This window comes from Streptomyces sp. NPDC020192 (assembly GCF_044388685.1).
Lineage (GTDB): Bacteria > Actinomycetota > Actinomycetes > Streptomycetales > Streptomycetaceae > Streptomyces.
Window position 1 is genome coordinate 127,179 of sequence record NZ_JBIRXG010000003.1, and the last position, 18,158, is coordinate 145,336.

The 18,158-nt window shown below is 70.3% G+C and carries 18 protein-coding genes; 8 read left to right on the plus strand and 10 right to left on the minus strand.

Annotation, left to right across the window (positions count from 1 at the left end):
- Nucleotides 1–3: 3 nt before the first annotated feature.
- From ACH47Z_RS07605 to ACH47Z_RS07615, 3 genes are all read left to right on the plus strand, one after another.
- Nucleotides 4–954 (plus strand): cysteine synthase, encoded by a 951-nt coding sequence (locus ACH47Z_RS07605; RefSeq protein WP_356034123.1) that lies wholly within the window; start codon nucleotides 4–6, stop codon nucleotides 952–954.
- Nucleotides 955–1,248: 294 nt separating this feature from the next.
- Entirely contained in the window at nucleotides 1,249–3,327 is a 2,079-nt protein-coding gene (locus ACH47Z_RS07610; RefSeq protein ID WP_399071603.1) for a putative Ig domain-containing protein, read from the plus strand.
- Between the two features lie 134 nt (nucleotides 3,328–3,461).
- Nucleotides 3,462–3,926, plus strand: coding sequence for a hypothetical protein (locus tag ACH47Z_RS07615; RefSeq protein ID WP_399071605.1), 465 nt, complete (start codon nucleotides 3,462–3,464; stop codon nucleotides 3,924–3,926).
- Nucleotides 3,927–3,930: 4 nt separating this feature from the next.
- Here ACH47Z_RS07615 and ACH47Z_RS07620 read toward each other — a convergent pair whose 3' ends face one another.
- On the minus strand, nucleotides 3,931–4,386 hold the full coding sequence (locus ACH47Z_RS07620) for a type II toxin-antitoxin system PemK/MazF family toxin (protein WP_399071607.1): 456 nt from the start codon (nucleotides 4,384–4,386) through the stop codon (nucleotides 3,931–3,933).
- Nucleotides 4,387–4,615: 229 nt separating this feature from the next.
- On the opposite strand from ACH47Z_RS07620, the gene ACH47Z_RS07625 reads away from it, so the two are divergent.
- Nucleotides 4,616–5,368, plus strand: a complete 753-nt coding sequence (locus ACH47Z_RS07625; RefSeq protein WP_399071610.1) for an MBL fold metallo-hydrolase — start codon at nucleotides 4,616–4,618, stop codon at nucleotides 5,366–5,368.
- A 68-nt stretch (nucleotides 5,369–5,436) separates the two neighbouring features.
- Here the strand turns inward: ACH47Z_RS07625 and ACH47Z_RS07630 are convergent, their stop codons facing one another.
- Both ACH47Z_RS07630 and ACH47Z_RS07635 read right to left on the minus strand, forming a co-directional pair.
- A complete protein-coding gene (locus ACH47Z_RS07630; RefSeq protein ID WP_399071612.1) occupies nucleotides 5,437–6,684 on the minus strand; it encodes a PTS transporter subunit EIIC in 1,248 nt (415 codons plus the stop codon).
- 131 nt (nucleotides 6,685–6,815) lie between these two features.
- On the minus strand, nucleotides 6,816–8,117 hold the full coding sequence (locus tag ACH47Z_RS07635) for a PTS transporter subunit EIIC (protein ID WP_399071614.1): 1,302 nt from the start codon (nucleotides 8,115–8,117) through the stop codon (nucleotides 6,816–6,818).
- Between the two features lie 127 nt (nucleotides 8,118–8,244).
- On the opposite strand from ACH47Z_RS07635, the gene ACH47Z_RS07640 reads away from it, so the two are divergent.
- The 3 genes from ACH47Z_RS07640 (at nucleotide 8,245) to ACH47Z_RS07650 (ending at nucleotide 9,806) form a co-directional block, all read left to right on the plus strand.
- Nucleotides 8,245–8,478, plus strand: a complete 234-nt coding sequence (locus ACH47Z_RS07640) for a glucose PTS transporter subunit EIIB (RefSeq protein WP_030610403.1) — start codon at nucleotides 8,245–8,247, stop codon at nucleotides 8,476–8,478.
- Nucleotides 8,479–8,557: 79 nt separating this feature from the next.
- A complete protein-coding gene (gene rph / locus ACH47Z_RS07645) occupies nucleotides 8,558–9,295 on the plus strand; it encodes a ribonuclease PH (RefSeq protein WP_399071615.1) in 738 nt (245 codons plus the stop codon).
- Between the two features lie 124 nt (nucleotides 9,296–9,419).
- Entirely contained in the window at nucleotides 9,420–9,806 is a 387-nt protein-coding gene (locus tag ACH47Z_RS07650; protein ID WP_399071617.1) for a hypothetical protein, read from the plus strand.
- A 13-nt stretch (nucleotides 9,807–9,819) separates the two neighbouring features.
- Here the strand turns inward: ACH47Z_RS07650 and ACH47Z_RS07655 are convergent, their stop codons facing one another.
- From ACH47Z_RS07655 to ACH47Z_RS07670, 4 genes are read right to left on the minus strand one after another with little or no spacing between them, the layout of a single operon-like run.
- Nucleotides 9,820–10,497, minus strand: a complete 678-nt coding sequence (locus tag ACH47Z_RS07655; RefSeq protein ID WP_399071619.1) for a DUF1707 domain-containing protein — start codon at nucleotides 10,495–10,497, stop codon at nucleotides 9,820–9,822.
- Nucleotides 10,498–10,506: 9 nt separating this feature from the next.
- On the minus strand, nucleotides 10,507–11,475 hold the full coding sequence (locus ACH47Z_RS07660) for an ATP-binding cassette domain-containing protein (protein WP_399071621.1): 969 nt from the start codon (nucleotides 11,473–11,475) through the stop codon (nucleotides 10,507–10,509).
- Between the two features lie 4 nt (nucleotides 11,476–11,479).
- Complete coding sequence (locus ACH47Z_RS07665) at nucleotides 11,480–12,256, minus strand: ABC transporter permease (RefSeq protein ID WP_399072308.1); 777 nt, start codon at nucleotides 12,254–12,256, stop codon at nucleotides 11,480–11,482.
- A gap of 46 nt (nucleotides 12,257–12,302) precedes the next feature.
- A complete protein-coding gene (locus ACH47Z_RS07670; RefSeq protein ID WP_399071623.1) occupies nucleotides 12,303–13,103 on the minus strand; it encodes an ABC transporter permease in 801 nt (266 codons plus the stop codon).
- A gap of 1,092 nt (nucleotides 13,104–14,195) precedes the next feature.
- Between ACH47Z_RS07670 and ACH47Z_RS07675 the strand changes: the two genes are divergently transcribed.
- Nucleotides 14,196–17,126: a transglycosylase domain-containing protein gene (locus ACH47Z_RS07675; RefSeq protein WP_399072310.1), complete on the plus strand. Its 2,931-nt coding sequence runs from the start codon at nucleotides 14,196–14,198 to the stop codon at nucleotides 17,124–17,126.
- Between the two features lie 18 nt (nucleotides 17,127–17,144).
- On the opposite strand, the gene ACH47Z_RS07680 is transcribed toward ACH47Z_RS07675, so the two are convergent.
- The 3 genes from ACH47Z_RS07680 to ACH47Z_RS07690 form a co-directional block, all read right to left on the minus strand.
- Nucleotides 17,145–17,309 (minus strand): hypothetical protein, encoded by a 165-nt coding sequence (locus tag ACH47Z_RS07680; RefSeq protein WP_399072351.1) that lies wholly within the window; start codon nucleotides 17,307–17,309, stop codon nucleotides 17,145–17,147.
- Between the two features lie 29 nt (nucleotides 17,310–17,338).
- Nucleotides 17,339–17,641, minus strand: coding sequence for a GroES family chaperonin (locus ACH47Z_RS07685; RefSeq protein ID WP_399072311.1), 303 nt, complete (start codon nucleotides 17,639–17,641; stop codon nucleotides 17,339–17,341).
- Between the two features lie 100 nt (nucleotides 17,642–17,741).
- Nucleotides 17,742–18,071: a DUF3618 domain-containing protein gene (locus ACH47Z_RS07690; protein WP_399071625.1), complete on the minus strand. Its 330-nt coding sequence runs from the start codon at nucleotides 18,069–18,071 to the stop codon at nucleotides 17,742–17,744.
- Nucleotides 18,072–18,158 lie beyond the last annotated feature (87 nt).

An 18,158-nucleotide genomic window follows, 5' to 3' on the forward strand; every position in this document is an offset into this window, starting at 1 on the left:
GGCATGCGCTACGACTCCCCGCTGGCCGCGGTGGGCAACACCCCCCTGGTGCGCCTGCCGCGGCTCTCGCCGTCCGCCGACGTCCGGATCTGGGCCAAGCTGGAGGACCGCAACCCCACCGGCTCGGTCAAGGACCGCCCGGCCCTGCACATGATCGAGCAGGCGGAGAAGGACGGCCGGCTCACCCCGGGCTGCACGATCCTGGAGCCGACCTCCGGCAACACCGGTATCTCGCTGGCCATGGCGGCCAAGCTCAAGGGCTACCGCATGGTGTGCGTGATGCCGGAGAACACCTCGCAGGAGCGCCGGGACCTGCTCGGCATGTGGGGCGCCGAGATCATCTCCTCGCCGGCCGCGGGCGGCTCCAACACCGCCGTACGCGTGGCCAAGGAGCTGGCCGCCGAGCACCCCGACTGGGTGATGCTCTACCAGTACGGCAACCCGGACAACGCGGGCGCCCACTACGCCACGACCGGCCCGGAGATCCTCGCCGACCTCCCCTCGATCACCCACTTCGTCGCGGGCCTCGGCACCACCGGCACCCTGATGGGCGTCGGCCGCTACCTGCGTGAGCACCGGCCGGGCATCCAGATCGTCGCCGCCGAACCGCGCTACGACGACCTGGTGTACGGCCTCAGGAACCTCGACGAGGGCTTCGTACCGGAGCTGTACGACGCCTCGGTCCTCACCACCCGCTTCTCGGTCGGCTCGGCCGACGCGGTCACCCGCACCCGTGAACTCCTGCAGCAGGAGGGCATCTTCGCGGGCGTCTCCACCGGCGCCGCCCTGCACGCGGCGATCGGGGTGGGCCGGAAGGCGGTCAAGGCGGGGGAGTCCGCCGACATCGTCTTCATCGTGGCCGACGGCGGCTGGAAGTACCTCTCCACCGGCGTCTACACGGCGGCCACCACCGAGGAGGCCATCGAGACGCTCCAGGGCCAGCTCTGGGCGTGACCCAATAGCACGTCACGCGTAACACCGCATTAACACGCATCAAGCGGTCACCAGCCCCCTCTTATGAGGGGGCTAAGCCATTCCTATGGCAAGGCAAAGAAATTCTTTCACCACTGCCCGTGGTGTCGAGGCCAGAGCTACCGTCCTCCCGCACCCTGTCATGTCTCGCTCACCCGGCGTCATGACAGGTGCCTGAGAGTGTCATGCTCATGACTCGCGGTCTCGCCGCCGCTACGCGCGTCACGGGCCTGCCAATCCAGTGCGAATCCCCACTTCAACCGGAGGCAGTACCCCATGCGTGAGTCACGCCCGAGCAGCCGGAGACGCAGTCTGCGAAGACTCGTCGCCGTCGCCTTCCCCGCCCTCGCCCTCACCGTCGCCGGCTTCACCGCGGCTCCGACGGCCGGGGCGGCCCAGGCGGCCACCGCTCCCGCGCCCCACACCTCCAAGGTGACGCAGAACAGCAAGGCCCTGACCGACCCGAAGCGGCAGACGTTCCACACCACCGGCAAGGCCGGCCAGAAGGTGCCCACCCAGCACCTGTGCGCCACCGCCAAGCCCGGCCAGGCGTCCTGCTTCGCCCAGCGCCGCACCGACATCAAGCAGCGCCTGGCCGCGGCCGTCGCCGCCGCGGCCCCCTCCGGCCTCTCGCCGGCCAACCTGCACAGCGCCTACAACCTGCCCACGTCGGCCGGTTCCGGCATGACCGTCGCCATCGTCGACGCCTACAACGACCCCAACGCCGAGTCGGACCTGGGCACTTACCGCTCCACGTACGGCCTGTCGTCCTGCACCAAGGCCAACGGCTGCTTCAAGCAGGTCAGCCAGACCGGCTCCACCACCTCGCTGCCGACCAACGACACCGGCTGGGCCGGTGAAGAGATGCTCGACGTCGACATGGTCAGCGCCACCTGCCCGAACTGCAACATCATCCTGGTCGAGGCCAACTCCGCGAACGACACCGACCTCGGCATCGCCGAGAACGAGGCCGTCTCGCTGGGCGCCAAGTTCATCTCCAACAGCTGGGGCGGTTCCGAGTCCTCCTCGCAGACCAGCGAGGACACCTCGTACTTCAAGCACCCGGGTGTCGCGATCACCGTCTCCGCGGGCGACTCCGCCTACGGCGCCGAGTACCCGGCGACCTCCCAGTACGTGACCGCCGTCGGCGGCACCGCGCTCACCACCGCCTCCAACTCCCGCGGCTGGAGCGAGTCCGTCTGGCACACCAGCTCCACCGAGGGCACCGGCTCCGGCTGCTCGGCCTACGACCCGAAGCCGAGCTGGCAGACCGACACCGGCTGCTCCAAGCGCATGGAGGCCGACGTCTCCGCGGTCGCCGACCCGGCCACCGGCGTGGCGGTCTACGACACCTTCGGCGGCTCCGGCTGGGCGGTCTACGGCGGCACCAGCGCCTCCTCGCCGATCATCGCGAGCGTCTACGCCCTCGCGGGCACCCCGGGCGCCAGCGACTACCCGGCGAAGTACCCGTACTCCCACACGAGCAACCTGTACGACGTGACGAGCGGCTCCAACGGCTCCTGCTCCACCTCGTACTTCTGCACCGCGGGCACCGGCTACGACGGCCCGACCGGCTGGGGCACCCCGAACGGCACCGCAGCCTTCACCTCCGGTGGCAGCACCGGCGGCAACACGGTGACCGTCACCAACCCCGGCAGCCAGTCCACCACCACGGGCGGCTCGGTCAGCCTCCAGATCAGCGCCTCGGACAGCGGCAGCGCCTCCCTCACCTACAGCGCCTCCGGCCTGCCGACCGGCCTGTCGATCAACGGCTCCACCGGCCTGATCTCCGGCACGGCGTCCACCGCGGGCACCTACCAGGTCACGGTCACCGCGACCGACTCCACCGGCGCCTCCGGCTCGACCTCCTTCACCTGGACCGTCGGTGGCGGCGGTGGCGGCGGCTGCACCTCCGCCCAGCTGCTGTCCAACCCGGGCTTCGAGTCGGGCAACACCGCCTGGACCGCGTCCAGTGGGGTCATCACCAACGACACCGGTGAGGCGGCCCACAGCGGCTCCTACAAGGCCTGGCTCGACGGGTACGGTTCCTCCCACACCGACACCCTGTCCCAGTCGGTGACCATCCCGGCCGGCTGCAAGGCCAGCTTCACCTTCTACCTGCACGTCGACACCGCCGAGACCGGCAGCACCGCGTACGACAAGCTGACCGTGACCGCCGCTTCGACCACCCTGGCGACGTACTCGAACGTCAACGCCGCCTCCGGGTACGCGCAGAAGACCCTCGACCTGTCCTCGTTCGCGGGCCAGACGGTCACCCTGAAGTTCACGGGCGTGGAGGACTCCTCGCTCCAGACCAGCTTCGTCGTGGACGACACGGCCGTGACGACCAGCTGATCCGTACGGACTGAAATCGGGATCCCGCACGCGGAAGGAAAGGTTCCGTGTGCGGGATCCGTTCGTCGTTCTGCTACGTCTCATCTGCACCAGGCGGCCGACTCCCCACGGCCATGGCAGAAAGGCGAACCCCCATGCGTCGTACCACGACGTCCCTCGCGGCCCTCACGGGTGCGGTGCTGCTCCTCGCCGGATGCGGATCGCACAGCGACAGCGGCAAGGACACGGGAAGCAGCGGCAAGGTGTCACCGTCGGCACCCGCCGCCTCGGCCTCCGGCGGCTGTGCGGCCACGGTGGAGCTGAAGGTGGCCGACTCCGGCCGTACCGTCTGCGTGGCCAAGGGCGGCGAGGTCCGGCTGACCCTGGACGGCACCAAGTCCCGCCCCTGGAAGCCGGTCATGGCGACCGGCACGGCCCTGAAGGGCATCAACGCGGGCTTCGCCATCCAGCCCGGCGACGCCACGGCCGCGTACCAGGCGGTGGCCACCGGCACCGAGAAACTGACGTCGTCCCGTCCCCTGTGCGCCGAGCCGACGGCACCGGGCGGGGTGTCCTGCAAGGGCATCCAGGAGTGGATGGTGACGGTGACCGTGAAGTAGGTGGTCAGCCCGCGAGGTGCCGTACCTGGTCCCACAGAACCGGGTCCACCACGCCGACCCTTCGCCGGAAGTCGCCGAACGGCACCTCGCGCAGTTCGTCGGTCTCCAGGAAGCTGGGCCTGCCCCGGGCGTCGCCGACCGCGCCCGGGGGCAGGGGGATCACCCCGGCCCGCTCGTCGTGGTACTTGCTGGTGATCTTCGCGACCGTGGCCCGGTTCCCCCGCACCGCCAGCACCAGACACGGCCGGTCTTTCACCTCGGCGCGGTCCTCGTAGGAGACGTCGGCCCACCAGATGTCCCCGGGGGCCGGCCGTTCGGCACGCGCGCGCGTACCGGCCCGGCCCGGCGGCCGCAGGCGTCGCCCACCGGGCCGGCGACCGCGCCCCCAGCCGTCGATGAGCGAGGCGACGAGCGCGAGCAGGACGACCGCCGCGAGCGCCAGCCACCATGACGTGTCCATACGACGACGTTACCGGCGCGCGCCGCTCATCGCGCGCCCTCTGCGAATCCTCGTACGCCCCCGGTCCAGCCGAACCGGTGACAGCGCAGGTGAGTTCGCCCACAACGGCCCTTTGCGGAGGAGCGACCCGTGCTTTCGCGCCTTACGCTCGACGAACCGCACGACCCCCGTTTCCCGCCCTTTCGATCTTTCGGTTTTGATCTTCACCGCCAACGGAGGTTTCTGCTTCATGAAGCTCACCGTCGTCGGCTGCTCGGGGTCGTTCCCCTCCGCGGAATCGGCCTGCTCGAGCTACCTCCTCGAGGCCGACGGCTTCCGGCTGCTCCTCGACATGGGCAACGGCGCCCTGGGCGAGCTGCAGCGCCACTGCGGTCTCTACGACCTCGACGCGATCTTCCTCAGCCATCTGCACGCCGATCACTGCATCGACATGCTCGCGTACTTCGTCGCGCGCTACTACCGCCACGACGGCGGCCGCTGCGCCCCCATCCCGGTCTACGGCCCCGAGGGCACCGAACACCGCCTGACCACGGCGTACGACGACGTCCCGTCCGCCTCCTCGATGAGCGAGGTCTTCGACTTCCACACGGTCAAGCCCTCCACGTTCGAGATCGGCCCGTTCACGGTGCACACCGACCGGGTCCGCCATCCCGTGGAGGCGTACGGCATCCGCATCGAGCATGCCGGGAAGTCCCTGACGTACTCCGGCGACACGGGCGTCACCGGCGCCCTGGACGAGCTGGCCCGGGACACCGACCTGTTCCTGTGCGAGGCCGCGTTCACGCACGGCAAGGAGGCCATCCCCGACCTGCACCTCAACGGTCGCGAGGCGGGGGAGACGGCGGCCCGTGCCGGCGCACGGCGCCTGGTCCTCACCCACATCCCGCCGTGGACGGACCCGGAGGTCAATCTCCGTGACGCGCGTGAGGTGTTCGACGGTCCGGTGGACCTGGCCGCGCCGCGGACGACGTACGAGATCTGAGGCCACACCTCAGGCGAAAGGCCCCGGAACCTGTCGGTTCCGGGGCCTTCGTCATGCTGGCGTGGGCGTCAGGCCTTGGTGAGGTCCTCGAGCTCCTCCTCGGGCTCGCGGCCCGGGGTGGGGAGGTTGAACCGGGTGATCGCGAAGCGGAAGACGACGTAGTAGATCGCCGCGAAGACCAGGCCGATCGGGATGATCAGCCAGGGCTTGGTCGCGAGGTTCCAGTTGAGCGCGTAGTCGATGAAGCCCGCGGAGAAGGTGAAGCCCGCGTGCACGCCGAGCGCCCAGGTGACCGCCATGGACAGGGCCGTCAGCACCGCGTGGATCGCGTACAGCAGCGGGGCGATGAACATGAAGGTGAACTCGATCGGCTCGGTGACACCGGTGACGAAGGACGTCAGCGCGAGGGAGATCATCATGCCGAGGACGGCCTTGCGGCGCTCGGGGCGGGCGGAGTGCGCGATGGCCATCGCGGCGGCCGGCAGACCGAACATCATGATCGGGAAGAAGCCGGACATGAACATACCGGCGTGCGGGTCACCGGCGAAGAAGCGGTTGAGGTCACCGTGGACGATCTGACCGGCTGAGTTCTTGTAGTCGCCGATCTGGAACCAGGAGACGGTGTTCACGAACTGGTGCATGCCGACCGGGATCAGCGCGCGGTTGACCAGACCGAACAGACCCGCGCCCACCGCGCCGAGACCGGTGATCCACTCACCGGCGTGGGAGATGCCCTCACCGACGGGCTTCCAGATCAGACCGAAGAAGACACCCATGAGCGTGCCGACGAAGGCCATGATGATCGGCACCAGCCGGCGGCCGTTGAAGAAGCCGAGCCAGTCCACCAGCTTCTTGCGGTGGTAGCGCTGCCACAGCACGGCGGCGAACAGACCCATCAGGATGCCGCCGAGCACACCGGGGTTGTTGTAGGTGGCCTCGACTATCTTGCCGCCCTCGATGTGCTGCTGGGTCAGCGGGAACGCCTTCAGCACGTTGCTGTAGACCAGGAAGCCGACCAGGGCGGCGAGCGCCGTCGAGCCGTCGGACTTCTTGGCGAAGCCGATCGCGACACCGATGCAGAACAGCATCGGGAGGTTGTCGAAGATCGCACCACCGGCCGTGGCGAACACCGCCGTGACCTTGTCCGGCAGGTGCAGCTTGTCGTGGACGTCCTGCTGCCCGAGACGCAGCAGGATGCCCGCCGCCGGCAGGACGGCGATCGGGAGCTGCAGGCTGCGGCCGACCTTCTGCAGGCCCTGGAAGAGGCCGGATCCCCGCTTCTTTGCGGGAGCCGCCGTGGCGGTGGCGGTGCTCATGATGGTTCCTCCATCGCGTGGTGGTCTACACCACTCAGTGGTGTAGACCTGTTGTAGCACGATGAAGGTGGGATAAGGAACCACGAAATCCGCTACCGGAACGCTACGCGGCGTACCGGTGTGCTAGGCGGTCAGACCTTGGTCACGTCCTCGACCTCGTCCTCCGGCTCCCGGCCCGGCGTCTTCAGGTCGAACCTCGTGATCGCGAAGCGGAAGACGGCGTAGTAGACCAGCGCGAAGCCCAGGCCGATCGGGATGATCGCCCACGGTCGCGTCGCCAGGTTCCAGTTGATCACGTAGTCGATCAGGCCGGCCGAGAAGCTGAAGCCGTCGTGCACCCCGAGCGCCCAGGTCACCGCCATCGAGACACCGGTCAGGACCGCGTGGACCGCGTACAGCAGCGGCGCGATGAAGAGGAAGGAGTACTCGATGGGTTCGGTGATGCCCGTCACGAACGACGTCAGCGCCACCGACAGCATCAGCCCGCCGACCTCCTTGCGGCGGCCCGGCCTCGCGCAGTGCGTGATGGCCAGCGCGGCGGCCGGCAGCGCGAACATCATGATCGGGAAGAAGCCCGAGGTGAACTGGCCCGCGTGCGGATCGCCGGCCAGGAACATGTTGATGTCGCCGTGCACCACCGTGCCGTCCGGCTTGGTGTAGCTGCCGAACTGGAACCACATGGGCACGTTCAGGAACTGGTGCAGGCCGACCACCAGCAGAGCTCGGTTCGCCACCCCGAAGACGCCCGCGCCCCAGGAGCCGATGGACCGCAGCCAGTGGCTGAAGCTCTCCAGGGCGTGCCCGACCGGCGGCCAGATCCACAGGCACAGCGCCGCGAAGACGATCGCGACGAACGCCATGAGGATCGGCACCAGCCGGCGCCCGTTGAAGAAGCCCAGCCAGTCCACCAGCCTGGTGCGGTGGAACCGTGCCCAGAAGAAGGCGGCCAGCAACCCCATCACGATGCCGCCGAAGACGCCCGGGTTCTGGAAGGTGAACGGCGTCACCGCCCCCACGCCCCCGCCGCTGCTGACCTGGCAGCCGACCTGTGGGATCGCCGTGGAGCCGCCGGGGCAGGACTGGGGGAACTGGTGCAGGACGCCGTAGTAGACGAGAAAACCGGCCACCGCCGCGAGCGCCGTCGAGCCGTCCGCCTTCTTCGCCATGCCGATCGCCACGCCCACGCAGAACAGCAGCGGCAGGCCGAGGGAACCGTCGAGCAGGGCGCCGCCCGCGCCCGTCATCACCTTGGAGACGTCGGTCCAGCCCAGCCCGTCCTTGCCGAACACGTCCGGCTGACCCAGCCGGTTGAGGATGCCGGCCGCCGGCAGCACCGCGATCGGCAGCTGCAGGCTGCGGCCCATCTTCTGCAGGCCCTGGAAGGCCGTCTGCCACCGTCGACGTGCGGCAGGGGTCTCGGTCTCGGCACTCATGAGTTGGCGACCGCCTGTCAGGTGGTGTAGACCAGTTACGGACGATTGGGATGCTGTGACGTCATCTTTCGGTACGTACGGCGCAATCGCTCGCGAAATTGGGCCACCTGTGCGTGAGGAGACCGAAATGGCCAGCAAGGCTGAGAAGATCGTCGCCGGCCTCGGCGGTATCGACAACATCGAGGAGATCGAGGGCTGCATCACCCGGCTGCGCACCGAGGTGTCCGACGCCTCCCTGGTCGACGAGGCCGCCCTGAAGGCCGCCGGTGCCCACGGTGTCGTCAAGATGGGCACCGCCATCCAGGTCGTCATCGGCACCGACGCCGACCCGATCGCCGCGGAGATCGAAGACATGATGTGAACCGCCCCGGTTCACCTGGAACGGGGCTCTTCCCGAGGCGGGACGAGCCCCTTCTCCATGTGCGGCTAGGCTCGTCGCCATGTCTCGCATCGACGGCCGTACCCCCGAACAGCTCCGCCCGGTCACCATCGAACGAGGATGGAGCAAGCACGCCGAGGGCTCCGTCCTCGTCTCCTTCGGCGACACCAAGGTGTTCTGCACCGCCTCCGTGACCGAGGGCGTCCCGCGCTGGCGCAAGGGCAGCGGCGAGGGCTGGGTCACCGCGGAGTACGCCATGCTGCCCCGCGCCACCAACACCCGCGGCGACCGCGAGTCCGTCAAGGGCAAGATCGGCGGCCGTACGCACGAGATCTCCCGCCTCATCGGCCGCTCCCTGCGCGCCGTCATCGACTACAAGGCGCTCGGCGAGAACACCATCGTCCTCGACTGCGACGTCCTCCAGGCCGACGGCGGCACACGTACGGCCGCGATCACCGGCGCCTACGTCGCGCTCGCCGACGCCGTCGCCTGGGCCCAGGGCAAGAAGCTGATCAAGCACGGCCGCCAGCCGCTCACCGGCACCGTGAGCGCCGTCTCGGTCGGCATCGTCGGCGGCGTTCCGCTCCTCGACCTCTGCTACGAGGAGGACGTGCGCGCCGAGACCGACATGAACGTCGTCTGCACCGGCGACGGCCGCTTCGTCGAGGTCCAGGGCACCGCCGAGGCCGAGCCCTTCGCCCGCGACGAACTCAACGCCCTGCTCGACCTCGCCGTCACCGGCTGCGACCAGCTGGCCGCGATCCAGCGCGCCACGCTGGAAGCCACGCTGGGCCAGTGAAGCGCGGTAAGTAGAGCGCGGTAAGTAAAGGACAGACCAACAGGGCGGGCGCACACGGGCAACCCGTGCGCCCGCCCCGGCGTCCTACGGGTACGTCAGCCTAACCAGGGGAGGGACCACCATCATGGCCGTCAGCCGACGCCGCCATCTCACCGCCGTCGCCGCAGTCGTGGCCGTCGCCGCGCTCACCGCCGGGTGCGACAGCGTCGACAAGGCCCTGGACTGCGTACACACCGCCGACTCCATCGCCGACAGCGTCACCGCCCTGCAACAGGCCGTGGAGAACGCCGCGAACGATCCGACCCAGGCCGACGAGTCCCTCGACTCCATCGAGAAGAACCTGGACAAGATCGGGGACAGGACGGACCACGCGGACGTGAACAAGGCGGTGGACGGCCTGAAGAAGGCCGTGGGGAACGTGCGAACGGCCATCAAGAACGGGGACAAGACGCCGGACGTGAGCCCGGTGACGGACGCCGCCGGCGAACTCACCAAGGTCTGCACGAAGTAGCCGCCGACGACGCTCAGTCCCCCAGCTCCCGGCGCTCCTTCCGGAGCTTGCGCGGCGCCTTGCGCGTCACCCCGACCCCGCCCCAGAAGGCGAACCCCCCGATGACCACCCGCGGAGCGCCCGGCTCGGGCGGGCCGTCGTCACGGGGGTGCTCGAAGCCGCCCATGACGCCGATGCCCCGGACGACGACCTCGACCCCGGGCGGCACGATGACCTGCACCCCGCCCATGATCGTCACGCAGTTGATCTCGACCTCGTGGTCCGCGAAGTTCGCCTCGCGCAGGTCGATCTCGCCGCCGCCCATGAACGCGAAGCAGGTGAACCGCTTCGGCACCGTCCAGCGGCCCTTGCGCTCGAACCCCGACATGATGGCGACCCCGCCCGTCGAGGACCCCTCGCCGCCGACGATCCGCGAGGCCCAACTCCCGCTCTCGGCCGGAGACTTGGTGAACGAGACCGGTGCCGCGGCCGTGGCCGCCGCCGGCAGATCGCGGGTGATCGGGGTCAGCTCGCCGTACGTGCGCGCCTTGTAGGCCGCCTCCAGCCGCTCCTCGAACTCCGCCATGTCGAGCCGGCCCTCGGCCAGCGCGTCCCGCAGCACCTCGGCCACCCGCTCACGGTCGGCGTCGGAGGCGCGAAGATCCGGGGCGGCAGCGGAAGCCCGGACTTCCGGGACTGCGTCGTCGGTCATGACAGAAGCCTACGAGACGGCCTTCTCCGCGTACATCTTGGCGATGACGGCCTCGATGTCCGGTTCCCGCACCGACAGGTCCACCAGCGGGTACTCCGCCGCGAGATGCGCCACGACCGGCGCCGCCGACTGCCCCGCCGGAAACGCCAGCCACTGCCGCGGCCCCTCCACCCGCACCACCCGCGCCCACGGCACCTCGACCGGCGGCAACTCCCGCTCCAGGTCCACCACCAGCGTCCGCTCGCTCTCCCCGGCCTCGTGCAGCCCCGCGAGCGGCCCGTCGTACATCAGCCGGCCATGGTCGATCACCATCACCCGCGAGCACAACTGCTCGATGTCCTGCAGGTCGTGAGTGGTCAGCAGCACCGTCGTACCGCGCTCGGCGTTCAGGTCCCGCAGAAAACCCCGCACCTTGGCCTTCGACACGACATCCAGCCCGATCGTCGGCTCGTCCAGGTACAGGACCTCCGGGTCGTGCAAAAGCGCCGCCGCGATGTCCCCGCGCATCCGCTGCCCCAGCGACAGCTGCCGTACCGGCACGTCCAACAGGGCACCCAGCTCCAGGAGTTCGACACACCGGTCGAGGTTCTCCCGGTAACGGGCCTCCGGGATGCGGTACATGCGGTGCGCCAGCCGGTACGAGTCGATCAGCGGAAGGTCCCACCACAGCGTCGTACGCTGCCCGAACACCACCCCGATCCGGTGCGCCAGGCGCGTCCGCTCCCGCGAGGGGTCGATCCCCGCCACCCGCAGCCGCCCGGCGCTCGGCGTCAGAATGCCGGTCAGCATCTTGATCGTGGTCGACTTCCCGGCCCCGTTCGGCCCGATGTAGCCCACCATCTCCCCGCGCGCCACGGTGAACGACAGCGAGTCCACCGCCCGCACCTCGCGCCGCTCCCGCTTCATGAACCCGGCCTTCTTGCGTACCTCGAAGACCTTCTCGACGTTCTCGAGCGTGATGAAGTCACTGTCCGGCATCGCGCTAGCTCCCTGTGCTCCGGTACGAACGAAGTCCCGTCCGCCAGGCCAGCCCGGCCAGCGCACAGCAGCCCACCGCGACCAGCGGAGGCGTGAACGCGGCCCACTCCGGCAGGTCCAGCGGGTACGGCCGCCCGAGCACGTAGGTGGCGGGCAGCCAGTTGACGAAGGCCAGCGGCAGCACGAAGGTCACGCCGCGCACCAGCTCCTTCGCGAACACCGTCGGCGGATACTGCAACAGCGTCGTCCCGCCGTACGTGAAGGCGTTCTGCACCTCGGAGGCGTCCTGCGCCACGAACTGGAACGCCGCCCCCGCCACGAACACCGCGCAGAAGATCGCGAAGCCGCTCAGCACCATCACCGGCATCAGCAGCAGCTTCAGCGGCGTCCAGTCGATGTCGAGCCGGGTCAGCGACCAGCCCAGCACCAGCGAGCCCTGGACCACCCGGCCCAGCCGCCGGAGCGCGAACCGGTCGGCGGCCACCTGCGCCAGCACCGGCACCGGCCGCACCAGCAGCGTGTCCAGCGTGCCGTCCCGCACCCGCCGCCCCAGCCGGTCCATCGAGCCGATCGCCAGATCGGCCAGCCCGAAGGCCATGCCCGACAGCCCGTACAGGAACGCCACCTCCGGCAGCGAGTAGCCGCCGAGCGCGCGCACCCGCGAGAACATCAGCATGATCGCGACGAAGTCGAAGGAGGTCGCCGCGAAGTTCCCGAACGTGGTCATGACGAAGGACGCCCGGTAGGCCATCGTGGACCGCATCCACATCCCGGCGATCATGAAGTAGGCCCGCACCCCGGCCACCAGCCGGCCGTTCTCCAGCGACTCACCCACCCTGGACCACCACCCGCCGCGTCGCCGCCGACTGCATCACCCGGCCCAGGCCCAGCAGCGCCACGGCCCACGCCCCCTGGAAGAGATACGTCCGCAGCGGATCCGCGTGCCCGAGGAGCACATCGGCCGGCCCCTGGAGCAGGGACGACCACGGCAGGGCCCGTACGACCTCGCCGAGCGCGCCCGGGAAGACGTTCAGCGGCAGCAGCATCCCGCTGCAGAAGAACCCGGCCAGCCACATCATCTGGCTCACCCCCGTGCCGTCCAGCAGCCAGAACGCGCTCAGCGCCACCAGGTAGCGGATCCCGAAGCCGACCACCATCGCCAGCAGCACGGCGACGAAGAAGGCCACCCAGGTGCCCGCGTCGGTGGGCAGGTAGGCCGGAAAACACAGCGCACCGAAGAGGAAGGGGACGAGGCCGCGCCCGAGCAGCTGGAAGAAGGCCCGGCCGAGGTCGGCGGCGAGCCACCACAGCTGAAGATCGACGGGCCGGTAGAGATCGATCGCCACGTCCCCCGTACGGATGCGATCCATCAGCTCCTCCTCGACGCCCCCGCCGCTGATCGCGAGCGTCGACAGGAACGCCTGCCCCAGCCACACATAGGTCACGACCTGCGCCTCGTCATACCCCCCGAGGTGCGGCTTCGCGTCCCAGAGGGCCCTGTAGGTATAGACGAGGATCAGTCCGAAGGCCGTGTTCGTGAACACCCCTGCCGCAGTGGCGGCCCGATACGTCGCGTACCGTCTGAACCCCCCCGCCGCGACGGCCACGTACAACCGTCCCGCGCCCACGTCAGTCAACCTCCCGGGACCGCTCGACACCGAAGCGCAGGAGCCTAGCCCGGAGGCCCGGCGACCGGCCACGCAATTTCGTGCCGGAAGCCTGCCGGAATCCGGGAACGGAACGCCAGGTGCGAGAGTCTTCAGACTGGGGGCAGAAGGCGTACGAGGCGTACGGGAACGTACGACGCGAAACAGGAGTCCGTGCACGACATGAGCGACGAGCCGCAGCCGCAGCAGCCGAACGACGGCGTGGCGCCGGAAAAGCCGCTGCCGGCTGAAGGGCCCGGCATCCCGGGACACAAGCCCTCCGGCCCAGAGTCGAGGGCCGAGGGCCCGGAGACCGAACGGTCAGGAGAGGGCCGAACGGGCGAACCGCCGGCATCCCCGGACCGCACGACCTCCATGGCCCGAGCCCGCCAGGCAGCCCGAGGCGGACGCGCGGAACAGGAGGGACCGACGACGCCTGGGTCCGGTACGGCTTCCGGGTCTGGTGGGGCTTCCGGGCCCGGTACGGCTTCCAGGCCCGGCGGGGCTTCGGCGTCCGGTACGGCTTCCGGGTCAGGTGGCGCTTCGGCGTCGGCTGGGGCCCCCGGGTCCGGCTCGGCTTCCAGGCCCGGCGGGGCTTCGGCGTCGGCTGAGGCCTCCGGGTCCGGTGGGGCTGCGGCGGCTCGTGATGCCGGCGCGGCGGCGGCCCGTGAGGCTTCCGCCGGCGATGGCGCCCCGGCCTCCGCTTCCGGCGGGGACGCATCGCGTGGCGACGCCGGCTCCGGTACCGCTTCGCGCTCCGCCGGGGGTGCGGCGGCTCGCAGTGCTGCCGCCGATGACGCCTCCGGCCAGGACATGCCGCGCGCAGGCGCCGGTTCCCGCGCTGCCTCGACGACGGGCGGGGCTTCGCCATCCGGCGGGGTCGGCTCGGACGGCATCCCGGCCTCCGGCCAGACCGCGTCCCGCGGCGGTACCGGTTCTGGCGCTGCTGCGCAGTCGACCGGCGCTGGGGCAGCTCGCGGTGCTTCCGGTCCGGCCGCGTCCCGTAGCGGCAGCGGCAGCGGCAGCGGCACCGGCTCCGGTGCCGAGCAGGCTCCGTCCGCCGAGAGCACGCAGGTGCTGCGGCGGGTCTACGCGCCCCGGGGTCCCCAGGGCGAGCAGTCGGGTAAGTCGGCCGGGGCAGGTCAGGGCTCCGGTGAGACGCCGGCGCCCGAGACCACCCAGGTCCTCCGGCGGATCGGCGCACCCCGCGCGGGCGAGCCCGGCGACCCCGCCAGGACGGCGGCCACCGAGTCGGACGCCCCTGGCCGTACCCCTCGTACGAACACCCAGGACACCGCACCCCGAACCGGCCGGCCCGGCGGCGCGAACCGCGCTGCCCGCACGGCCGGAGCGCTCGGCGCCGCCGGTACGGCTGCGGCCGCCGGTGCCGGTGCCGCGAACGCCGCCGGCCAGGCATCCCAGGCGGGCGCGGCGGCCGCCGGCGCGGCAGCCGCAGGCACCCGCGGCCCCGGCAACGCCAACGGCCCCCGCCCCGGCAACGCCAACGGCCCCCGCCCCGGCAACGCCACCGGCAGCACCCCCCGTACCCCCCCCACCACCGCCTCCCCGCAGATCCCCGGCCAGTCCACCCGGACCCCCGGCGAATCCCCCGAAGCGGCCACCACCCCCAGCGGGCCGAGTGACGGCGGCAAGGGCAAGAAGGGGAAGCGGCCCAAGCGGACCGGATGGCGGCGGATCATCCCCACCTGGCGCATGGTGCTCGGCACCTTCCTCTTCGCCGTGCTGCTGGTCATCGGGCTGTTCTTCCTCGGCTACTCCATGGTCAACATCCCGCCCGCCAACGCCCTCGCCACCAAGCAGGCCAACGTCTACCTCTACGCCGACGGCTCCCAGATCGCCCGCGACGGACAGATCAACCGCGAGAACGTCACCCTCGCCCAGGTCTCCAAGGACGCCCAGCACGCCGTACTGGCCGCCGAGGACCGCGACTTCTACACCGAGTCGGCCGTCGACCCGAAGGCGATGCTGCGCGCCGCCTGGAACACCGCGACCGGCAAGGGCACCCAGTCCGGCTCGACGATCACCCAGCAGTACGTGAAGAACTACTACCTGGCCCAGGAGCAGACGGTCACCCGCAAGGCCAAGGAGTTCTTCATCGCGATCAAGCTGGACCAGCAGAAGTCCAAGGACGAGATCCTCGAGGGCTACCTCAACACCAGCTACTTCGGCCGCAACGCCTACGGCATCCAGTCCGCCGCCCAGGCCTACTACGGCGTGGACGCCCAGAACCTCGACCCGGCCCGCGCCGCCTACCTCGCCGCGCTCGTCAACGCGCCCAGCGAGTACGACGTCGTGGCCCACCCCGAGAACAAGAGCGCGGCCGTCGCCCGCTGGAACTACGTCCTGGACGGCATGGTCAAGAAGGGCTGGCTCAGCGAGTCCACGCGCGCCGGGATGAAGTTCCCGATGCCGAAGGAGCAGACCGTCTCCACGGGCATGTCCGGCCAGCGCGGCTACCTCGTCGAGGCGGTCAAGCACTACCTGACCACCAACAACATCCTCACCGACGACCAGCTCGCGGCCGGCGGCTACCGCATCACCACCACCATCCAGAAGAACAGGCAGGACGCCTTCGTCAAGGCCGTCAACGACCAGCTGATCTCCAAGCTGGACAAGAAGAACAACAAGGTCGACAGCTACGTCCGCGCCGGCGGCGCCTCCGTCGACCCGAAGACCGGCAAGGTCGTCGCCATGTACGGCGGCATCGACTACGTGAAGCAGTACACCAACGGCGCCACCCGCGGTGACTTCCAGGTCGGCTCCACCTTCAAGCCCTTCGTCTTCACCTCGGCGGTGCAGAACGGCTCGACCACCCAGGACGGCCGCACCATCACCCCGAACACCATGTACGACGGCACCAACGAGCGCCCCGTACAGGGCTGGACCGGCGGCCCCTATGCCCCGCAGAACGAGGACCAGAAGTCGTACGGCCAGATCACCGTCACCAAGGCGACCGACCTGTCCGTGAACGCCGTCTACGCGCAGATGGCCGTCGACGTCGGCCCGTCCAAGGTCAAGCAGACCGCGGTCGACCTCGGCCTCAAGCCCGACACCCCGGACATGCAGCCGTACCCGTCCATCGCCCTCGGCACCGCCAACGCCAGCGTTCTGAACATGGCGGAGGCCTACGCCACGCTCGCCAACCACGGCAAGCACGGCACGTACACCCTGATCGAGAAGATCACCAAGGACGGCACCGAGGACGTCAAGCTGCCCGACCAGCAGGTCAAGCAGGCCGTCAGCCGCGAGGCCGCCGACACCACCACCTCCATGCTGCAGAGCGTGGTCGACAACGGCACCGCCACCGCCGCCCAGGCCGCGGGCCGCCCGGCGGCCGGCAAGACCGGTACCGCCGAGAACGACACCGCCGCCTGGTTCGCGGGCTACACCCCCGACCTGGCCACGGTGGTCTCGGTCATGGGCCAGGACCCGGTGACGGCCAAGCACATGCCGCTGTACGGCGCCCTCGGCCTGCCCCGCATCAACGGCGGCGGCGCGCCCACCCAGATCTGGGCCCAGTACACGCACGACGCGCTGACCGGCACCCCGGCCTCCGACTTCGACCTCCAGCTCCAGCAGGGCGCCGACCAGCCGCAGCCCCCCAGCGCCACCTCCTCGGCCCAGCCGGGCACGACCGGTGACCAGACCACCGGCGGCACCACCGCGACCCCGACCACCGGCGGCACGACCACCACCCCGACCACCGGCGGCGCGGGCGGCACCCCGACCAACGGCGGTACGACCACGGGCGGCACCACCGGCACCACCGGCGGCACGACGACCGGCGGCGGCACCGGCACCACGGGCGGCGGCACCACCACCGGCGGCGGTACGACGACCGGCGGCGGCACCACCGGAGGCGGTGGCACGACCGGTGGCGGTACGACGACCACCGGCGGCGGAACCACCGGAGGCGGCGACACGACCACCGGTGGCGGTACGACAGGAACACCCGCCGGCGCGGGAGGCGGCCCCGGCGCCTGACGTCTGCCGCCCGAGGTCTCAGTGCCCGCTGGTCGCCTTCAACCCCACGACGGCGACCAGCAGCAAACAGACGAAGAAGATCCGGGCGGCGGTGACCGGCTCACCCAGCACCACCATGCCGAGCACCGCCGCCCCGGCCGCCCCGATGCAAGAAACGACAAAGGGGCCGGTGACGACGGTCACCAGCCCCTCAGGCCGTTGAACTGGAAGTACTACAGATACAGGCCGGTGGAATCCTCGGACCCCTCGAACCGGTCCGCGGCCACGGCATGCAGATCCCGCTCGCGCATGAGCACGTACGCCACGCCCCGCACCTCGACCTCGGCCCGGTCCTCCGGGTCGAACAGCACCCGGTCACCCGGCTCCACGGTCCGCACGTTCTGCCCGACCGCGACGACATCGGCCCAGGCCAGCCGCCGGCCCACCGCAGCCGTGGCGGGAATCAGAATGCCGCCTCCCGACCGCCGCTCACCCTCACCGGCGTCCTGCTTGACCAGAACCCGGTCGTGCAGCATCCGGATGGGCAGCTTGTCGTGATGAGGGGTGCCCTGCTCGTTTCTGTTCGCGCTCACGCCTCGAACCTACCTGCCTTCGCCCCGCACGTCCCCGCCCGGGTCAGCCCCGGCGCCGCTTCCTGCCCACGGCGAGCAGCCCGACGACCCCGACGGCGAGCAGCGCGACGGGCACGACCCGCTCCAGCCGAGGCGCGCCCTCGTCGTCGACGAACTGCGCCCGAACGTCACTGATGACGCGATTGACCTGCACATACGCGCGCCCGACGGTGTGATCGAGATTGGCGACGACCTTGGCCTTCGCATCCCCGATGATCGTCTGCGGATGGACCCGCACCCCGATCTCGTCGAGCGTCTCGGCCAGCACTTCACGGCGGCGCTTGATGTCCGCCTCGATCTGCGCCGGGGTTCTGGTGTCCGACGTGTCCGCCACCGTACGGCCTCCGAAGTCTGTGATGCTGTCCCGGACAGTCTGTCAGCTCTTGCTCCCACCGCACCGCAAGGCCCCCCGGTTACGCTG

Coding starts and splice junctions, on each gene's coding strand:
- ACH47Z_RS07605 (WP_356034123.1), top strand. CDS start 4: ATGCGCTACGACTCCCCGCTGGCCGCGGTGGGCAACACCCCCCTGGTG.
- ACH47Z_RS07610 (WP_399071603.1), top strand. CDS start 1,249: ATGCGTGAGTCACGCCCGAGCAGCCGGAGACGCAGTCTGCGAAGACTC.
- ACH47Z_RS07615 (WP_399071605.1), top strand. CDS start 3,462: ATGCGTCGTACCACGACGTCCCTCGCGGCCCTCACGGGTGCGGTGCTG.
- ACH47Z_RS07620 (WP_399071607.1), bottom strand. CDS start 4,386: ATGGACACGTCATGGTGGCTGGCGCTCGCGGCGGTCGTCCTGCTCGCG.
- ACH47Z_RS07625 (WP_399071610.1), top strand. CDS start 4,616: ATGAAGCTCACCGTCGTCGGCTGCTCGGGGTCGTTCCCCTCCGCGGAA.
- ACH47Z_RS07630 (WP_399071612.1), bottom strand. CDS start 6,684: ATGAGCACCGCCACCGCCACGGCGGCTCCCGCAAAGAAGCGGGGATCC.
- ACH47Z_RS07635 (WP_399071614.1), bottom strand. CDS start 8,117: ATGAGTGCCGAGACCGAGACCCCTGCCGCACGTCGACGGTGGCAGACG.
- ACH47Z_RS07640 (WP_030610403.1), top strand. CDS start 8,245: ATGGCCAGCAAGGCTGAGAAGATCGTCGCCGGCCTCGGCGGTATCGAC.
- rph (WP_399071615.1), top strand. CDS start 8,558: ATGTCTCGCATCGACGGCCGTACCCCCGAACAGCTCCGCCCGGTCACC.
- ACH47Z_RS07650 (WP_399071617.1), top strand. CDS start 9,420: ATGGCCGTCAGCCGACGCCGCCATCTCACCGCCGTCGCCGCAGTCGTG.
- ACH47Z_RS07655 (WP_399071619.1), bottom strand. CDS start 10,497: ATGACCGACGACGCAGTCCCGGAAGTCCGGGCTTCCGCTGCCGCCCCG.
- ACH47Z_RS07660 (WP_399071621.1), bottom strand. CDS start 11,475: ATGCCGGACAGTGACTTCATCACGCTCGAGAACGTCGAGAAGGTCTTC.
- ACH47Z_RS07665 (WP_399072308.1), bottom strand. CDS start 12,256: ATGATCGCCGGGATGTGGATGCGGTCCACGATGGCCTACCGGGCGTCC.
- ACH47Z_RS07685 (WP_399072311.1), bottom strand. CDS start 17,641: ATGCTGCACGACCGGGTTCTGGTCAAGCAGGACGCCGGTGAGGGTGAG.